Origin of the sequence: Nocardia sp. NPDC023733, assembly GCF_040639775.1 — a bacterium.
Taxonomy (GTDB): Bacteria; Actinomycetota; Actinomycetes; order Mycobacteriales; family Mycobacteriaceae; genus Nocardia; species Nocardia rosealba.
Genome location: NZ_JBFAAN010000004.1, coordinates 46,902 through 63,855 on the forward strand (window position 1 = coordinate 46,902; position 16,954 = coordinate 63,855).

The 16,954-nt window shown below is 66.3% G+C and carries 18 protein-coding genes and 4 tRNA genes; 6 read left to right on the forward strand and 16 right to left on the reverse strand.

Going from position 1 to position 16,954, the window contains the following annotated elements:
* Nucleotides 1-296: 296 nt before the first annotated feature.
* The 3 genes from AB0F86_RS18525 to rplJ form a co-directional block, all read right to left on the reverse strand.
* A complete protein-coding gene (locus AB0F86_RS18525) occupies nucleotides 297-1,376 on the reverse strand; it encodes an ABC transporter ATP-binding protein (protein WP_067485076.1) in 1,080 nt (359 codons plus the stop codon).
* Between the two features lie 229 nt (nucleotides 1,377-1,605).
* Nucleotides 1,606-1,992, reverse strand: a complete 387-nt coding sequence (gene rplL, locus AB0F86_RS18530) for a 50S ribosomal protein L7/L12 (RefSeq protein WP_067485073.1) — start codon at nucleotides 1,990-1,992, stop codon at nucleotides 1,606-1,608.
* Nucleotides 1,993-2,052: 60 nt separating this feature from the next.
* Nucleotides 2,053-2,583, reverse strand: a complete 531-nt coding sequence (gene rplJ / locus AB0F86_RS18535) for a 50S ribosomal protein L10 (RefSeq protein WP_067485070.1) — start codon at nucleotides 2,581-2,583, stop codon at nucleotides 2,053-2,055.
* A gap of 411 nt (nucleotides 2,584-2,994) precedes the next feature.
* Between rplJ and AB0F86_RS18540 the strand changes: the two genes are divergently transcribed.
* A complete protein-coding gene (locus tag AB0F86_RS18540) occupies nucleotides 2,995-4,614 on the forward strand; it encodes an MFS transporter (protein ID WP_356985248.1) in 1,620 nt (539 codons plus the stop codon).
* A 69-nt stretch (nucleotides 4,615-4,683) separates the two neighbouring features.
* Here AB0F86_RS18540 and rplA read toward each other — a convergent pair whose 3' ends face one another.
* The 10 genes from rplA to AB0F86_RS18590 form a co-directional block, all read right to left on the reverse strand.
* On the reverse strand, nucleotides 4,684-5,397 hold the full coding sequence (rplA, locus tag AB0F86_RS18545) for a 50S ribosomal protein L1 (RefSeq protein WP_067485065.1): 714 nt from the start codon (nucleotides 5,395-5,397) through the stop codon (nucleotides 4,684-4,686).
* 148 nt (nucleotides 5,398-5,545) lie between these two features.
* Nucleotides 5,546-5,980 (reverse strand): 50S ribosomal protein L11, encoded by a 435-nt coding sequence (rplK, locus tag AB0F86_RS18550; RefSeq protein WP_067485062.1) that lies wholly within the window; start codon nucleotides 5,978-5,980, stop codon nucleotides 5,546-5,548.
* A 239-nt stretch (nucleotides 5,981-6,219) separates the two neighbouring features.
* The gene (gene nusG, locus AB0F86_RS18555) at nucleotides 6,220-7,026 is read right to left on the reverse strand and encodes a transcription termination/antitermination protein NusG (RefSeq protein WP_067485059.1); all 807 of its coding nucleotides are present in this window, start codon (nucleotides 7,024-7,026) and stop codon (nucleotides 6,220-6,222) included.
* A 112-nt stretch (nucleotides 7,027-7,138) separates the two neighbouring features.
* A complete protein-coding gene (gene secE, locus AB0F86_RS18560; protein WP_356985249.1) occupies nucleotides 7,139-7,519 on the reverse strand; it encodes a preprotein translocase subunit SecE in 381 nt (126 codons plus the stop codon).
* 31 nt (nucleotides 7,520-7,550) lie between these two features.
* A tRNA-Trp gene (locus AB0F86_RS18565) sits at nucleotides 7,551-7,623 on the reverse strand.
* A 218-nt stretch (nucleotides 7,624-7,841) separates the two neighbouring features.
* Nucleotides 7,842-8,915, reverse strand: coding sequence for a fused (3R)-hydroxyacyl-ACP dehydratase subunits HadA/HadB (locus AB0F86_RS18570; protein WP_225278546.1), 1,074 nt, complete (start codon nucleotides 8,913-8,915; stop codon nucleotides 7,842-7,844).
* 112 nt (nucleotides 8,916-9,027) lie between these two features.
* Complete coding sequence (rpmG, locus tag AB0F86_RS18575) at nucleotides 9,028-9,198, reverse strand: 50S ribosomal protein L33 (RefSeq protein WP_019049401.1); 171 nt, start codon at nucleotides 9,196-9,198, stop codon at nucleotides 9,028-9,030.
* Between the two features lie 36 nt (nucleotides 9,199-9,234).
* A tRNA-Met gene (locus tag AB0F86_RS18580) sits at nucleotides 9,235-9,310 on the reverse strand.
* Between the two features lie 59 nt (nucleotides 9,311-9,369).
* Nucleotides 9,370-9,442 (reverse strand) — tRNA-Thr (locus AB0F86_RS18585).
* Nucleotides 9,443-9,670: 228 nt separating this feature from the next.
* A tRNA-Tyr gene (locus AB0F86_RS18590) sits at nucleotides 9,671-9,753 on the reverse strand.
* Nucleotides 9,754-9,930: 177 nt separating this feature from the next.
* Here AB0F86_RS18590 and AB0F86_RS18595 point away from each other — a divergent pair.
* Nucleotides 9,931-10,422 (forward strand): YajQ family cyclic di-GMP-binding protein, encoded by a 492-nt coding sequence (locus AB0F86_RS18595; protein WP_067485050.1) that lies wholly within the window; start codon nucleotides 9,931-9,933, stop codon nucleotides 10,420-10,422.
* A gap of 4 nt (nucleotides 10,423-10,426) precedes the next feature.
* Here AB0F86_RS18595 and htpX read toward each other — a convergent pair whose 3' ends face one another.
* Both htpX and AB0F86_RS18605 read right to left on the reverse strand, forming a co-directional pair.
* A complete protein-coding gene (gene htpX, locus AB0F86_RS18600) occupies nucleotides 10,427-11,281 on the reverse strand; it encodes a zinc metalloprotease HtpX (protein ID WP_356985250.1) in 855 nt (284 codons plus the stop codon).
* Between the two features lie 204 nt (nucleotides 11,282-11,485).
* Nucleotides 11,486-12,508, reverse strand: coding sequence for a polyprenyl synthetase family protein (locus AB0F86_RS18605; RefSeq protein ID WP_356985251.1), 1,023 nt, complete (start codon nucleotides 12,506-12,508; stop codon nucleotides 11,486-11,488).
* A gap of 144 nt (nucleotides 12,509-12,652) precedes the next feature.
* On the opposite strand from AB0F86_RS18605, the gene AB0F86_RS18610 reads away from it, so the two are divergent.
* Entirely contained in the window at nucleotides 12,653-13,918 is a 1,266-nt protein-coding gene (locus AB0F86_RS18610) for a geranylgeranyl reductase family protein (protein ID WP_356985252.1), read from the forward strand.
* On the opposite strand, the gene AB0F86_RS18615 is transcribed toward AB0F86_RS18610, so the two are convergent.
* Nucleotides 13,911-14,411: a DUF2505 domain-containing protein gene (locus AB0F86_RS18615; RefSeq protein ID WP_067641876.1), complete on the reverse strand. Its 501-nt coding sequence runs from the start codon at nucleotides 14,409-14,411 to the stop codon at nucleotides 13,911-13,913. The two genes, AB0F86_RS18610 and AB0F86_RS18615, sit on opposite strands and share 8 nt — an antisense overlap.
* 40 nt (nucleotides 14,412-14,451) lie before the next feature.
* Between AB0F86_RS18615 and AB0F86_RS18620 the strand changes: the two genes are divergently transcribed.
* The 3 genes from AB0F86_RS18620 (at nucleotide 14,452) to AB0F86_RS18630 (ending at nucleotide 16,843) form a co-directional block, all read left to right on the forward strand.
* Nucleotides 14,452-14,886: a DUF3592 domain-containing protein gene (locus AB0F86_RS18620; RefSeq protein WP_067485868.1), complete on the forward strand. Its 435-nt coding sequence runs from the start codon at nucleotides 14,452-14,454 to the stop codon at nucleotides 14,884-14,886.
* 73 nt (nucleotides 14,887-14,959) lie between these two features.
* Nucleotides 14,960-16,102 (forward strand): glycosyltransferase family 1 protein, encoded by a 1,143-nt coding sequence (locus AB0F86_RS18625; protein ID WP_356985253.1) that lies wholly within the window; start codon nucleotides 14,960-14,962, stop codon nucleotides 16,100-16,102.
* 27 nt (nucleotides 16,103-16,129) lie between these two features.
* The gene (locus tag AB0F86_RS18630) at nucleotides 16,130-16,843 is read left to right on the forward strand and encodes a demethylmenaquinone methyltransferase (protein WP_067485031.1); all 714 of its coding nucleotides are present in this window, start codon (nucleotides 16,130-16,132) and stop codon (nucleotides 16,841-16,843) included.
* The last annotated feature ends 111 nt before the right edge of the window (nucleotides 16,844-16,954 follow it).

A 16,954-nucleotide genomic window follows, 5' to 3' on the forward strand; every position in this document is an offset into this window, starting at 1 on the left:
ACGCGCCGAAGTCCCGGGACGCTGGCCGCGTCGGAAACTCGGGCGCCGAAGCCCCTGTAACAGCAGACGCTGTTGTGAATAGGGTGACGGTTCGCGCCCGGCTCGTCAAGTGGCGCGGCGGCCCTGTGTCCGAGATCGAGATCGCCTGGCGCGCTGGGCATCCCCGCCCGAACCGCGGTTATTTTACCCGCGACACGCCGTGCGCGCCATCCCGTAAAACACCAGGTCAGGGCGCTTTCCGGCACGGGAACGCGAAAGGCCCCGGGCGAACCCGGGGCCTTTCGAGACGAAACTTGTCAGCCGTTGGTCTGGCCGTGCGGCATCGCTTTGAACGATTCGGTGGGGTGATCGTTGCCCCCGTAGGCGGCCATCACCTGGGTGTCGTCGGACTCGGCCAGCGACTCGCGGATGGCGGCCTGGGCCGCGGCGGGCAGGGTGTGCATGATCTCGCGCACACGGGCCTGACGACGGTAGACCGCCTGCCGTGCGGGCATGCCCGGCTCGGCCTTCATCTGCGGGATGATGCCCTCGATCTCCTCGGCGCCGCCGTGGTGGTGGCCGGCGTCGACGAGCGCCTGCTCGCGCGCCATCTGCGCCTCGTCCTTCTCCTCGGACATACCGATCGGGCCGATCATGCGGCCGTTGAGGAACTGCTTGACCACCGGCTCCTCGCTGGTGAGCAGCACCTCGCGGGGTCCGAACATCACCAGCTGACGGCGGAACAGCATGCCGATGTTGTCGGGCACGGTACGGGCCAGGTTGATGTTGTGCGTCACGATGAGGATCGTCGCGTCGATCTGGGCGTTGATGTTGAGCAGCAGCTGCGCCAGGTAGGAGGTACGCACCGGGTCGAGGCCGGAGTCGGGCTCGTCGACGAGGATGATCTGCGGGTCGAGCACGAGCGCGCGGGCCAGACCGGCGCGCTTGCGCATACCGCCGGAGATCTCACCGGGCAGTTTGTTCTCCGCACCGAGCAGACCGGTCAGCTCGAGCTTCTCCATCACGATGCGACGGATCTCGGTTTCCGACTTCTTGGTGTGCTCGCGCAGCGGGAACGCGATGTTGTCGAACAGATTCATCGAGCCGAACAGCGCGCCGTCCTGGAAGAGGACGCCGAACAGTTTGCGGATCTCGTAGAGCTCCTTGTTGGAGCAGGTGGTGATATCGGTGCCATCGATGAAGATGGACCCGCGCTCGGGCCGCAGCAGACCGATGAGCGATTTCAGGAACACCGACTTACCCGTACCCGAGGGGCCGAGCAGCGCGCTCACCTCGCCCGAAGGGAGCGTGATCGACACGTCCTGCCAAATTCGCTGTGAACCGAAGGACTTGGTTACACCCTCGGTCCTGACCTCGACGCCCACGCCTACCTCCATTGATCCTGCGAGCACCCCACCCGCTCACCGCGCGCTCACATCTCGGCGGTGCGTCACGACACTGTGGGTCCGGTCACTGTAACCCATGAGTGAGACGGGGCACACCTCTACATGACTGAAGAGTAACCCCGACCATGCGCTACAGCGCGTATCACTTTCCCATGTCCGTGTATATAACAAACGGGCGGCCCCCTGAGGGACCGCCCGTTCGTCTACGCGAAGCGCTGAATTACTTGACCGAGACCTTGGCGCCGGCCTCTTCCAGCTTCGCCTTGGCAGCCTCGGCGGCGTCCTTGGCGACCTTCTCCAGGATCGGCTTCGGGGCACCCTCGACCAGGTCCTTGGCTTCCTTCAGGCCCAGGCCCGAGACGATCTCACGGACCACCTTGATGACCTGGATCTTCTTGTCGCCGGCACCCTCGAGGATGACGTCGAACTCGTCCTGCTCCTCAGCGGCCTCGGCCGGAGCAGCGGCGCCACCGGCGGCGGCAACGGCGACGGGGGCAGCAGCGGTGACCTCGAACTTCTCCTCGAACGCCTTCACGAAGCCCGAGAGCTCCAGCAGGGTCATCTCCGAGAAAACGTCGAGCAGCTCTTCGGTGGACAGCTTGGCCATGATTGTTCCTTTCGGTGGTGAATGTCTTGGTGCGCGGGCGGTAACACCCGTGCGGGGGTATTACTCGGCAGCGCCTTCGGCCTGCTTCTTCTCCTGCAGCGCGGCGGCCAGACGGGCCACCTGACCGGCAGGAGCCGAGAACAGCCCGGCAGCCTTGGACATGTTGCCCTTCATCGCGCCTGCCAGCTTGGCCAGCAGGACCTCACGGCTCTCGAGGTCGGCGATCTTCTCGACCTCGGACACGGACAGCGCAGCGCCGTCCATGTAGCCGCCCTTGATGATGAGCGCCTTGTTCTCCTTGGCGAAGGTCTTGATGGCCTTCGCGGCGTCGACCGGCTCACCCTGGATGAAGGTGATGGCGGTCGGTCCGACGAACAAGTCGTCAAGGCCCTCGATGCCCGCTTCCGCGGCCGCACGCTTGACCAGGGTGTTCTTGGCGACGGAGTACGTGGCACCGGCGCCCAGCGCGCGACGCAGCTCGGTGAGCTTGCCGACCGACAGGCCACGGTATTCCGTGACAACAGTGGCCGTGGAGTTCTTGAACTGCTCCGCGATCTCCGCGACAGCGGTGACCTTTTCAGGCTTCGCCATACTTCGCCTCCTCTCTGATGTCGGTTCGTGAACGCGCACTACCGAATCAGGGGCCGGCGACAAAACTAACGCCCCGGACGCAAGGCGTACCGGGGCGCGAAAGAATAAAATTCTTCTGCCTCAGCTCTCCCTGCGTGGGCCGCCGGCAATGTCGCCGGACCTTCGATCGAATACCGCGCGAGCGGCATCGACGACCAACGGTCTTCGGTAGAACGAATGGGTAGTCATCGAACAGGTCGACGACCGGAGTCCACTGTACCTGCACCCACCCTCATCTGCCAAAACGGGTCGATGGTGGCCGAAACGCCCGAATATGTTGTGAGCCAGGCCACTTTGATTCCTACATTGTGGTAGCAATCGCACCTGAAAGGTGTTACGCGGGGTGACAGTAACCTGGTTCACTCCTGGCCTATGACAACCTCCGTAGTCGCTCCACCAGTGTTGCTGGACCGGCGTTCCCGGCGATTCCTCGCACTCGCCGTGATCTGTCTGGCCGAACTGCTGGTCGTCCTCGACAACACCATCGTCAACGTCGCTCTCCCCTCCATCGGCGTTCAGCTCGCCACCGGCGTCTCCGGCCTGCAGTGGGTCGTCGACGCCTACACCCTCACCTTCGCCGGACTGCTCCTGGCCGCGGGCAACCTCGGTGACCGGTACGGCCGCAGGCGGATCATGACGATCGGCCTGGTCGGCATCGCCGTCATGTCGGTCGGCGGCGCGCTCGCCGAGTCGATGACGCAGGTCATCGCGGCCCGCGCGGCGATGGGCGTCTTCGCCGCCGCCGTCTTCCCCGCCACCCTCGCCCTGATCATCAACATCTTCACCGACCGGCGCGAACGCGCGCTCGCCATCGCCGCCTGGACCGCGATGGCGGGCTTCGCCATCGCCATCGGCCCGATCTCGGGCGGGTGGCTGCTCGAGCACTTCAGCTGGCACTCGGTGTTCTGGATCAATGTGCCGGTGGCGCTGGCCGCATTGGTCGCGACGCTGATCTGGGTGCCGGAATCGCGAGCAAACCAGGTCGGCAGGCTGGATCTACCCGGGATCGGGCTCTCGATCGCCGGCATCACGCTGGTGGTGTGGGCGATCATCGAGGCACCGCACAACGGCTGGCTCTCGCTCACCACCCTGTGCACCGCCACGCTGGGCGCCCTGCTGCTCGCCGCCTTCGTGATCTGGGAATTACGCACGCCCGCACCGATTCTCGACATGCGACTGTTCCGCAACCGGCGATTCTCGTTGCCGGCCTTGGCCATCGCCATCGGCTACTTCTCGATGTTCGGATTCCTGTTCCTGATCACGCAGTACTTCCAGGGCGTCCGCGAATACACGCCACTCGAATTCGGCATCGCCTCGCTGCCGTTCGCGTTCTCGGTGGCGATCGGCGCCCCCGTCGCGACCCTGCTCGCGCAACGGGTCGGCACCACGGCGGTCCTGGTGATCGGCCTGCTGCTCACCGGCCTCGGCCTCTACCTGGGTGGACAGGTCACCGTGGACAGCAGCTATCTGATCGGAGTGCTGCCGTCGATGGTGTCGATGGCACTCGGCCTCGGCATCGTGCAGGGTCCGGCCACCGAATCGATCATGTCGGCGCTGCCGCTGGAGGAGGCGGGCGCCGGTTCGGCCGTCAACGACACCACCCGTGAGATCGGCGGCACCCTCGGCGTCGCGGTCCTCGGCTCGATCGTCGCCTCCTACTACACCAGCCGGATCGGCGCCCGAATCGACGCCATCCCGGTCGGCATCATGAACGACAACGAGAAGAGCCTGGTCAAAGCCAGTCCGCTCAGCGTGCTGGAACTGCGCAAACGCGAACTGGCCCCGTTCCTCGAAACCCAGCGCGAGAACCTCATCGTCGCCATGAAGACAGCGACCCTGCAGGGCGCGCACGCCGCGTCCCTCGTCGCGACCGGCGCGGTCCTCGTCTGCGCGGTGATCGTGGCGATCTTCCTGCCCTGGAAACCACACCGCGGCGAGTCCGTACTGCTCGCCTGGCGCGACACCGACGACACCGACGACACCGAGCGCTGAAACACCGAGAGGGTGGGAACGCAGTGCGTTCCCACCCTCTCGGTTGATCAGGAGCTACCTGTCAGAAGCTCACGCGTCCTCGTCGAGGAGGTTGCGGGTGCGGTTCGGGTCCACCGGGATGCCCGGGCCGGTGTTGGTCGAAACCGTGATCTTCTTGACGTAGCGACCCTTGGCGGTCGACGGCTTCACACGCAGGATCTCGTCCAGCGCGGCACCGTAGTTCTCCACCAGCTTCGAGTCGTCGAACGACGCCTTGCCGATGACGAAGTGCAGGTTGGCCTGCTTGTCGACGCGGAAGTTGATCTTGCCGCCCTTGATGTCGTTGACGGCCTTGGTCACATCGTTGGTGACCGTGCCCGTCTTCGGGTTCGGCATCAGACCACGCGGGCCGAGGACACGCGCGATGCGGCCGACCTTGGCCATCTGATCCGGGGTGGCGATCGCGGCGTCGAAGTCGAGCCAGCCGCCCTGGATCCGCTCGATCAGGTCCTCGGCGCCCACGGCGTCGGCACCGGCGGCCTCGGCCTCGGCGGCCTTCTCGCCGGCGGCGAACACGATGACGCGGGCGGTCTTACCGGTGCCGTGCGGCAGGTTGACGGTGCCACGGACCATCTGGTCGGCCTTGCGGGGATCCACGCCGAGACGAACGGCGACCTCGACGGTCGCGTCGGTCTTGGTGGTCGCGGTCTCCTTCGCCAGGCGCGCGGCGGCCAGCGGGGAGTACAGCTTGTCGCGATCGACCTTCTCAGCAGCGGCGAGATACGCCTTGCTTCGCTTTGCCATGTTTGTCTGTCCTTAATCTGGTTCAGAAGTGGTTGTCGGGCCTGGCCGGCCCTCCCACTCGGATTGCTGGAAGATCAGCCTCGGCGCCCATTGAAGGCTTCGCTGCGCCTGCGTGGTTACGCTGCGCTGCCGCCTTCGGCGCTGACGCTCAGCCTTCGACGGTGATGCCCATCGAGCGCGCGGTACCGGCGATGATCTTCGCGGCCTGCTCGATGTCGTTGGCGTTCAGGTCTTCCTGCTTGGTCTTGGCGATCTCACGGACCTGGTCCATGGTGACCTTGGCGACCTTGGTCTTGTGCGGCTCGGCCGAGCCCTTCTGCACACCGGCGGCCTTGAGCAGCAGCTTGGCGGCGGGCGGGGTCTTCAGCTTGAAGTCGAACGACCGGTCCTCGTACACCGAGATCTCGACCGGGATGACGTTGCCACGCTGCGACTCGGTCGCGGCGTTGTACGCCTTGCAGAACTCCATGATGTTGACGCCGTGCTGACCGAGCGCGGGGCCGACCGGAGGGGCCGGGTTCGCGGCGCCGGCCTGGATCTGCAGCTTGATGATCCCGGCGAGCTTCTTCTTCTTGGGGGGCATCTTTCTTCCTTGGGTTTCGGTTCCTTACGGTTGCCGTAAGCCTGTTGCGGGATCGCTCCCACGCCGGGTCCAAGCCCGGCATTCGCGCACGACCGTCACACCGGACGGAAAACGCCTGGAGGGGGTCTACACACGAACTGTCACACTCTACCGAACCGCGTCGCGGGCGCCGCAGCCGGGAGGGGTCGGGAAACGACAACGGCACCGCCGAGGCGGTGCCGTTGCGAAGCTGGTTCGAGCTAGATCTTGGAAACCTGGGTGAAGTTCAGCTCCACCGGGGTCTCGCGACCGAAGATCGACACGAGCACCTTGAGCTTCTGCTGCTCGGCGTTCACCTCGCTGATGCTGGCGGGCAGCGTCGCGAACGGGCCGTCCATCACGGTGACCGACTCGCCGACCTCGAAGTCGACCTCGATGGTCGGCTTGCCCGCGGCGGCGGCACCGGTGTCGGCGCCACCCGAAGCAGCGGCTGCGGCCGCCTTCTTCTGGGCCTGCGCACCGGCCGGGACCAGGAACTTCACGACCTCGTTGATGGTCAGCGGGGTGGGCTTGGCGCCCGGGCCGCCGCCGGTCATACCGACGAAGCCGGTGACGCCGGGGGTATTGCGCACCGCACCCCACGATTCGTTGTTCAGTTCCATCCGGACCAGGATGTAGCCGGGCAGCACCTTGCGGTTGACGTTCTTCTTCTGCCCGTTCTTGATCTCGGTGACCTCTTCGGTCGGTACCTCGACCTGGAAGATGTAGTCCTCGAGTCCGAGGTTCTGCACGCGGGTCTCGAGGTTGGTCTTGACCTTGTTCTCGTAACCGGCGTAAGAGTGCACGACGTACCAGTCGCCGGGGACGCGGCGCAGCTTGGCCTTCATCGACTCGACGGGGTCGGCTTCGGGGTCTTCCTCGGTAGGAACCGTGGTGTCCTCGACGACGGCGTCGGCAGCCTCGTCAGCGAGCTCGGTGGTGGCCTCGACCTCGTCGGTGGCGTTGTCCGCCGCGACAGTGTCGTCAACCGGGAACTCGTCGTTGGTGTCGTTCTCCGGGGTGCTCACTGAGGCACTCGCTTCCTGTGTCGTCACGTACATCCTCTGGGCCGGGTCGGGTGCGCGGAGGCGCGCTCCGCCGTTCCGGCCCGCGATCGGCTACCGGCGTGGGTGTCGGCGATCAGCCGAACAGCCAGTCGACACCCTTGACGAACGCTACGTCGATCCCGGCGATGAACGCGACCATGAAGACCACGAACACCAGAACGACGGTCGTATAGGTGACCATCTGCTTCCGGTTGGGCCAGATCACCTTGCGCAGTTCCGCGATGACCTCTCGCAGGAACTTGAGCAGCCGCTTGAACGGGTTGCCCGTCTTGGCCTTACCGGCAGTCTTGTCTGCCTTGCGCGAGCCCGACGGCCGGTCGAGCGTGGCCACCGAACCGGTGGTCGCCGGAGCATCCGACGTGCGCGCACGACGAGCGGTCCGCTTGCCGCTCGGCCGAGTGGCAGCGGCGGTATCGTCGCCGTCTTCGGCGCGAGTATCCCGCTCGTCCGTCACGTCGATCCTCTCTCGTCGCTGGCATTCAGGGCAGGGGCGACAGGACTTGAACCTGCAACCTGCGGTTTTGGAGACCGCTGCTCTGCCAATTGAGCTACGCCCCTTCGGTTGGACCGGCCTGGGCCGATACGTCCAACCACAATCGATATTCGATTATCGGCCCTTGCGAGCCGTCTCTTCCAGGGTTGGCATCACACACAACACGCGCGCCGCTTCCGTGGGAGCAGGCTCCCGGGAAGTCAGCGCGCAGCAGCCGGTGACCCCAGAGTCCCGAGTGTACGTTACCGCGTGGGCAATGTGCCAATCGGGACGCTCGACCAGGTCAGGCCAGCTGAACTGTTGCCGTGGCGCGGCCGAAGATCTTCTTGCCCGCCGATTTCGCCGTGATGGCGACGACGGCCGTTCGGGTCTCCGGGTCGACCGACTTCACCTTACCCGTGAAATCCACCTCGGCCGGTGCATCGGCACGCACGTAGACGGGGCTGGTGAAGCGCACGTTGTATTCCTTCACCGCACCCGGGTCGCCGAGCCAGGAGGTGACGAATCCGCCGCCGAGGCCCATGGTGAGCATGCCGTGGGCCACCACGTTGTCGAGGCCGACGAGTTTGACGATCTCGTCACTCCAGTGGATAGGGTTCGCGTCACCGGAGACGCCTGCGTAGTTCACCAGGTCGCCGCGGGTGAGCCGGACGGTCCGCGCGGGCAGTTCGTCGCCCACCGCGATGCTTTCGAAGGCGAGCGCGTGGGTACTGACCTGCGGTTCCGGGTCCTTGGTCACCGGATCCGGGGTGATCGCGGCGAAGGCGTCGCTCGGCGCGTGGTGTGCCGGTTCGTCGTCGCCGAGACCGTGCATGAGCACATTCCGGACGGCCGCCGACATATTCGGATCGATATCGCCGCCGCTGCGTCCGATGAGCGTGGTGTAGGTGGTGAGTACCAATTCGTCGTGGGCGTCGGTGACGATGTTCTTGGTCACGATGATGTCGCCACCGAATGCCTGCCGGAACGAATGCAGATAAACGTCACAGGTGAGCCGGTCGCCGACCCGGATCGGCCGATGGAATTCCAGGATCTGATCGGTCTGCATGATCTGGCTGAGGTCGTATCCGGTGACGATCTCCTCGAACAACCGGCGCTGGGCCAGGATGCCGACCAGAGAGATGAAGGTGAGCGGGGCGAGCAGACCGGAATGGCCGTACTCGCGCGCGATGTCCTCGTCCCAGTGCACCGGGTGGTAGTCCTGCACGGCGCGGGCGTATTCACGCACCTTTTCGCGACCGACCTCGTAATAGTCGTCGACCCGGTAGTGGTGGCCGACCATCGAGGCCGCGTGAGCGGCGGGATCGAATGGTTCGGCGGCTGCGGCCGAGACCGCTTCGTCAGTTCCGGTGTTCACTGTCACAGCGTGGCACATTACCGACTTGTGCGCGCGCACCCCTGTCGACCGGTCTGGAAAACGCACGAAGGCCGGACTTTCGTCCGGCCTTCGGCAGATGTTTTTGTTCGAATCAGCGCGATTCGCGGTGCGCCCGGTGGGTGCCGCAGTTCGGGCAGAACTTCTTCAGCTCGAGGCGGTCCGGGTCGTTGCGCCGGTTCTTCTTGGTGATGTAGTTGCGGTGCTTGCACTCTTCGCAGGCCAAGGTGATCTTTGGCCGGACATCGGTGGACTTCGCGGCCACGATATGCCTTCTTTCCGGTCTGGGCTGAGTCGTTATTGGTAGCGATGGCCGGACTTGAACCGGCGACACAACGATTATGAGTCGTTTGCTCTACCGACTGAGCTACACCGCCACGGCGGACCTATTACGGTGGGGCCGGCGGGAAAGTCGGTCACCACCGGCAATCCGGCGAGCCCCCTAACGGAATCGAACCGTTGACCTTTTCCTTACCATGGAAACGCTCTGCCGACTGAGCTAAGGGGGCATGACTACGTGGCACAGAGTCTTGGTCGGCGAACCGATCAGAGCGACCCCGTGCTCCGGCGTCCTGAAAGAGATTACACACTCCTGGCGATCACCACCAAATCGCCTGATCAGGAGGTATTTTTCACCGCATCTCAACCTGCTGGACGCGCAGTGGGACCGGCGTGGTGGTGGAGCTCGCCGCAAAACCAAAGAACCCCGCCGATCCTGTGATCGACGGGGTTCGATGTGGCAGATGTAGGATTCGAACCTACGTAGGCTTGCGCCGACAGATTTACAGTCTGCTCCCATTGGCCGCTCGGGCAATCTGCCTTGTGCGCCGTTTCCGGTGCGCTGAGCAGCTTACAACGAACCCACCCCGGGGATGCAAACCGCCTGCACAGACCCCCTGCGGGCGCGCGCTGCGGCGCGTTGCGGGTACAACTGTCTCGGCGGTGAGGCAGTCTTGCCGCGGAGTTTTACGGACCTTCCGAAGAACAGGAGCGCAGTGTGGCTGATTCGTCATTCGACGTGGTGAGCAAGGTCGACCGGCAGGAGGTCGACAATGCGCTGCATCAGGCGGAGAAGGAGCTGAACTCCCGCTACGACTTCAAGGGCACCGACGCCTCGATCGCCTGGTCCGGGGAGGAGGCGATCGTCCTCACCGCCAATGCCGAGGAGCGGGTGAAGGCGGCGCTCGAGGTGTTCAAGGAGAAGCTGATCCGGCGCGACATCTCGCTCAAGGCGTTCGACGCCGGCGAGCCGCAGGCCTCGGGCAAGGTGTTCAAGATCACCGGCACGCTGGTGCAGGGCATCGACACCGAGAAGGCCAAGAAGATCTCCAAGAAGATCCGCGACGAGGGCCCCAAGGGCGTGAAGGCGCAGATCCAGGGCGACGAACTGCGGGTGAGCAGCAAGAAGCGCGACGACTTGCAGGCCGTGATCTCGCTGCTCAAGGGCGAGGACTTCGGTATCGCGCTGCAGTTCGTGAACTACCGCTAGTTCGTCAGTAGCGGTGCGTTCCGCCCGCCATCTCCTCGAGCCGCCTGATGCGATCGGCGGTCGGGGGGTGGGTGGAGTACCAGCGGGCAATGCGGTCGCCCGTGCGGAACGGGTTGGCGATCATCAGGTGCGATTCGCTGGTGATCTTCGGGTCCGGCGGCAGGGGGGCCGCCTGGACACCCCGTTCGATCTTGCGCAGTGCCGAGGCGAGAGCGAGCGGGTCGCCGGTGAGTTCGGCGCCGGACCGGTCGGCCTGATACTCGCGGGAGCGTGACACCGCCATCTTGATGAGCCCGGCCGCGATCGGGCCGAGTAGTGAGACCAGCAACACCCCGATGACGTGGGGGCCCTGCCCGTCGCGGTTGCCGAACGAACTGGCCAGGAACGCGAAGTTGGCCAGGCCGGTGATCACCGAGGCCATCGCGCCCGCCACCGACGAGATGAGGATGTCGCGGTTGTAGACGTGCGACAGTTCGTGGCCGAGCACCGCGCGCAGCTCGCGTTCGTCGAGTAATTGCAGGATGCCGCTGGTACAGCACACCGCGGCGTGCCGGGGATTGCGCCCGGTGGCGAATGCGTTGGGCGCGTTGGTGGGGCTGATGTAGAGGCGCGGCATCGGCTGTCGCGCCGCGGTCGCGAGTTCGCGCACGATCCGGTACATGACCGGCGCTTCCAGTTCGCTCACCGGTTGGGCATGCATGGCCTTCAACGCCAGCTTGTCGCTGTTGAAGTAGGCGTAGGCATTCATCGCGACCGCCAGCACGATCGAGATGACGAGGATGGTCGGGCTGCGGAACATCGCGCCGATGGCGACGATGAGCGCCGACATGGCGACCATCAGCCCGATCGTTCGCAGCATCTGTTCCGCCTCTCCGCGACTTTTGGCCAGACTGGGGTACGTACGGGCTCACGTCGGCGGCCAGACAGAGGTGGTGGTCTGGTCAGCCTGTTCCCGACGAGTTACCCATGTTCGTACGAGATCCGGTGTTGCGTTCGCACACGGGTGGGTGCGCTACGGCAGCTCGCGTTTGTTGAACGGGTGCGCAGTGCGAGAAGTTCCGGGTCAGCCGACTCGTTCGATGGTGTAGCGGACGAGGCGGGTGAGGGCGTCGTTGGCGGGGCCCGCGGGCAGGGCGGCCAGTTCGGCGTCGGCCAGGTCGGCGTATTCCTGCAGCTTGTCCTTGGCCATCGCCATGCCGGGCGAGCGGCGCAGCAGTTCCAGGGCCTCGTCGACCTCGGCGTCGGTGTCGAGCGGGTGGTCGAGCAGGGCGCGCAGGCGGTCGCCGTCGGCGCCGGACTCGCGCAGGGCGTAGAGCACCGGCAGGGTGTGGACGCCTTCGCGCAGGTCGGTGCCGGGCGTCTTGCCCGACTGTTCCGACGACGAGGAGATATCGATGATGTCGTCGGAGATCTGGAAGGCGGTGCCGACCGCGTCACCGAGGCGAGCCAGGCGTTCGACGTGCTCGCTGTCGGCGCCGGAGAAGGTGCCACCGAAGCGGCCCGCGGCGGCGATGAGCGACCCGGTCTTCTCCCACACCACCTTCAGGTAGTGCTCGACGGGATCCTGGGTCTGCTTGGCGCCCATGGTTTCCCGCATCTGACCGGTGACCAGCTCGGCGAACGTCTCGGCGATGATGCGCACCGCGTCGGGGCCGAGGGTCGAGGTGAGGCGCGACGCGTGGGCGAACAGGTAGTCGCCCGCGAGGATGGCGATGTTGTTGCCCCAGCGCGAGTTCACGCTCTCGGCGCCGCGGCGCTGGGTGGCCTCGTCCATCACGTCGTCGTGGTAGAGGGTGGCCAGGTGCACGAGTTCGACGACCGTGCCCGCGGTGACCAGCGCCGGATCGGTGGGATTCGGGCCGAGCTGACCGGTGAGCAGCGTGAACAGCGGCCGGAACCGCTTACCGCCCGCCCTGGCCAGATGTAACGCGGCCTCCTGCAGGAATTCCTCGCCGTCGGAGAGTTCGTCGACGAGCAGTTTCTCGACTGCGGCCAACCCGTCGCGCACGGTGGCGGCGAGTTCCGGATCGACGAGATCGACCCCGGCAACCACGGTGCTCTCGTCGCTCACAGCCGATGTGCTCATTAGTTTCTCCCAGCGATGCGTCCGACCCCGACGGGTAGCAACCTAGCGTGTTCCTGCGCTACAGCCGATGAACCCCGTCACACGTGAGATTTCCCGGTGCACCCGACACTCTCGCACAACCGCGCGAGGTGCCAGTATTGAGCCATGGGTTCACCGGATGTCGTCCCCGCCGACCACGCGACGCTGCCCGACACCGTAGAGGTGCTCGTGGTGGGGGCCGGACCTGCGGGTTCCGCCTCGGCGGCGTGGGCGGCCCGTGCCGGACGCGATGTGCTGCTGCTCGATTCGGCCGTCTTCCCGCGCGACAAGACCTGCGGTGACGGTCTCACCCCGCGCGCCACGGCCGAATTGGAACATCTCGGGCTCGGCGAGTGGTTGCGCGCGCACACGGTGAACCACGGATTGCGGATGGCCGGCTTCGGGCGTGAGGCACTGCTGCCCTGGCCGGGCGGGTCGTTCCCCACCTACGGAAGTGCCGTTCCGCGAACCGAACTCGACAACACGCTGCGCGAGACGGCGATCAAGTCCGGTGCCCGGATGGTCGACGGCGCGAAGGTCACCGAGGTGCTGCGCGACGGCGACCGGGTGACCGGGGTGACGGTGCGCATCGGCGACACCACGCACACCGTGAACTGCCGGGTGCTCGTCGTCGCCGACGGGGTTCGCTCCCCCGTCGGCAAACAGCTCGGCCGCACCTGGCATCGCCGCTACGCCTACGGCACCGCCGCCCGCGCCTACATCACCTCCGGCCGCAGCGACGACCAGTGGATCTCCTCGCACCTGGAATTGCGCAATGCCGACGACCAGTTGGTTCCCGGCTACGGCTGGATCTTCCCGCTCGGCAACGGCGAGGTGAACATCGGTGTCGGTTCGCTGGCCACCGAGGCACGGCCGTCGCATATCGCGCTGAAACCGCTGCTCGAGCACTACACCCGGCTGCGCCGCGAGGAATGGGAGTTCGAGGGCGAACTGCGCGCGGTGGCCTCGGCGCTGCTGCCGATGGGCGGCGCGGTGTCGAACGTGGCCGGACGCAACTGGGTGCTGGTCGGTGACGCCGCGGGCTGCGTGAATCCGCTCAACGGCGAAGGCATCGACTACGGCCTCGAAGGCGGTCATCTGCTCGCCGACCTGCTCGACGAACCGGACCTGACCCAGGTGTGGCCGCAACTGCTGCGCGAGCGCTACGGGCGCACGTTCTCCGTGGCACGCAGGCTGGCCGGGCTGGCCACGCACCCGAAGATGGTCCCCCTCGGCGGCCCGCCAGTGATGCGCTCGAAGTACTTGCAGCGCACCGCCGTTCGCGTGATGGGCAACCTCGTGACCGACGAGGACGACGACCTGACCGCCCGCCTGTGGCGGACGGCCGGTCGCGCTTCCCTACGCGCCGACGAACTGGCGCCGTTCAGCTGAGCTTCGCGAACCAACCCTCGATGAACTTGCGTTCGCTGTTGAGGACGCGCTGGTGCAGTTGTTCGGCCAGCGGTTCGATGGCGCCGCCGACCAGGGGCACCTTGACGGTGACGGTGCCGACGACCTCGATCTCGCTGCCCTCGGCGGTGGGACGCAGCTCGTAGGTGCCCGACATCTCGGTGGTGATGCCGCCGGTGCGCCCGGTGAAGCTGCCCTTGGCGACCTCGCCGTCCAGCGGCTGCCAGACATCGGTTCGGGCGAGCACGAGATCGCTCTTGAGAACCTTGCGGACCAGCGCGGGAACCTTGTCCCGGCCGGGGGTTTCGGTCATCTCGATGCGGATCGAATCCGGTCCGTCGGGATGGGAGAGTTCCAGCGTCGCGGTCTCGGCGGCGGCGAACCGCTCCTGCCAGATCGCGTCGTCGACGAGTGCCCGGTGAAGATCTTCGACCGGGACGGCATAAGGCACGGTGAAGCTGAATTTTCGGGACATGGTGGCACACGCTAGTGCAGCCCACCGTTAGGGTGGCGTGGTGTCGGAAACCAGCCAGTCGGATAGGTACTCCGATCGCCTGCGGCGGGTTCGTACCGGAATCCTCGGTACCGCGACGGTGATCAGCGTGCTCATGGTGCTGCTGGTACTCGCGGCGTGGCGCAACGACTACGAGATCGAGCACAACCGTGGGGTCACCTCCGGTGAGGTGCTCTCGGCGGGGCGGCTGCGTTCGGCGGTGATGTATGTGACGCCCGACAGCGTCACCCACAATCCGAAGGTCGGGATCCTCTATCCCACCAATCTCACCGCCGGTCAGCGCATCAACGTGGAGTACAGCACCCGCGACCCCGACCTGGTCCGGGTGGCCGGACGCGACGCGCGGGTGGCGATCGTGCCCGCCGCGTCGGTGATCGTGGTGGTGTGGGCGCTCGCGTTGCCCGCCCTGTGGCTGGTGCGGCGCAGACAGCGGTAACTTTCCCCTGCTGTTCGTCCCGGCTTCATGTCGGTGTGGGCGTGGCGCGCGGTGTGGCGGTCACTCTTGGAGTGTGCGCGTAGCCATCGTCTCGGAGTCTTTCCTGCCGAACATGAACGGCGTCGTCAATTCCGTGCTCCGGGTGCTCGATCACCTGGACCAGCACGGGCACGATGCCATGATCGTGGCGCCCGATACGCTGCGCGGCGCACCGCCCGCCCCGCGCCTGCACGGCCGGTTCCCGGTGCATCGGGTGCCCGCGATGATGGTGCCGAAGGTGAGTTCGCTGCCCGTCGGCCTGCCACAACCCGGGATCACCGCCGCGATCGCCGAGTTCGACCCGGACGTGGTGCATTTGGCCTCGCCATTTCTGCTGGGCGCGGGCGGGCTCGCCGCGGCCACCCGTCTCGACCTGCCCTCGATCGCGGTGTACCAGACCGATGTGGCCGGTTTCGCCAAGAGCTACGGGCTCGGACTGGCTGCGCGGGCGGCCTGGGCGTGGACGCGCCGGATCCACGAGGGAGCGACGCGTACGCTCGCCCCGTCGTCGGCCGCCGCGGCCGACCTGGCCGAACACGGAATTCCCCGGGTGCACCGGTGGGGGCGCGGCGTCGATATCGACCGGTTCGACCGGGCCGCACGCAGTGCCGAATTGCGGGCGAGCTGGCTGGGATCGAGCGAGCGGTTGGTGGTCGGGTTCGTCGGCAGGCTCGCGCCGGAGAAGCATGTGGACCGGTTGGCCGCGCTCGCCGATGACCCCTCCATTCAGCTCGTCGTGGTCGGTGACGGGCCGGAGCGGGCGCGGCTGCGCAGGCTGATGCCGCGCGCGGTGTTCACCGGCGAACTGGGCGGGTCCGAACTGGCCACCCACTACGCCAGCCTCGATGTGATGGTGCATCCGGGCGAGCACGAGACGTTCTGCCAGGGCGTGCAGGAAGCGTTGTCGTCGGGGGTGCCGGTGATCGGGCCCGACGCCGGCGGCCCGCGTGACCTGATCGCGCACTGCCGCAATGGTTATCTCCTGCCGGTGGACCGGTTCGCCGAACTGCTGCCGAGCGCGGTGTCGGCGCTGCGCGACGCCGATCAGCGTGCCCGGTTCGCGGCCGCGGCACGCAAGTCGGTGCTGCACCGCACCTGGCCCGCCGTTTGCACCGAACTGATGGGCCACTACGCCGACGTCACCGGGATGCGGCAACGGTTGCCGCGCTCGGCCTAGCCGCAAGCGTGCGGATAAGCTCGAATCGTGGCGACAACAGAGCAGCGGGAACCGATTCGGGCTTCGCTGGACAAGCAACCCCACGAGGTCGCGTCGATGTTCGACGGTGTGGCGAAACGCTACGACCTCACCAACACGGTCATCTCCGGTGGTCAGGACCGGTACTGGCGGTGGGCGACGCGACGCGCGCTCGCGCTGCGCCCCGGTGAGCGGGTGCTCGACCTGGCCGCAGGCACCGGTGTGTCCACCGTGGAACTCGGCAAGTCCGGCGCCTGGTGTGTGGCCGCCGACTTCTCCCAGGGCATGCTCGCCGCGGGCCGCTTCCGGCAGGTGCCGATGGTGGCCGGCGACGCGATGGCGCTGCCGTTCGCTGACGACTCGTTCGATGCGGTGACCATCTCCTTCGGTTTGCGCAATGTGGCCGATATCGACCTGGCGATGCGCGAGATGCTGCGCGTAACCAAGCCGGGCGGCCGGCTCGTGGTGTGCGAATTCTCGACCCCGGTGTTCGGGCCGTTCCGCACCGTCTACATGGAGTACCTCATGAAGGCGCTGCCCCGGGTGGCTCGCGCGGTGAGCTCCAACCCGGATGCCTACGTGTACCTGGCCGAGTCGATCCGGGCGTGGCCAAACCAGCGCAGGCTGGCCAGGCGCATCGCCGACGCGGGCTGGGACTCGGTGCAGTGGCGTGACCTCACCGGCGGTGTCGTCGCCCTGCATCGCGGCTACAAAATGGGCTGACCTGCCCCGATTTCACCGGGTGAGTCCGGTCACCTTCGGCACCCGCTCGGATCTGCGGCAAACCTCGAAAGATCCCCTGATCAGGGACTATATTTCGGTGGCAACCTCACA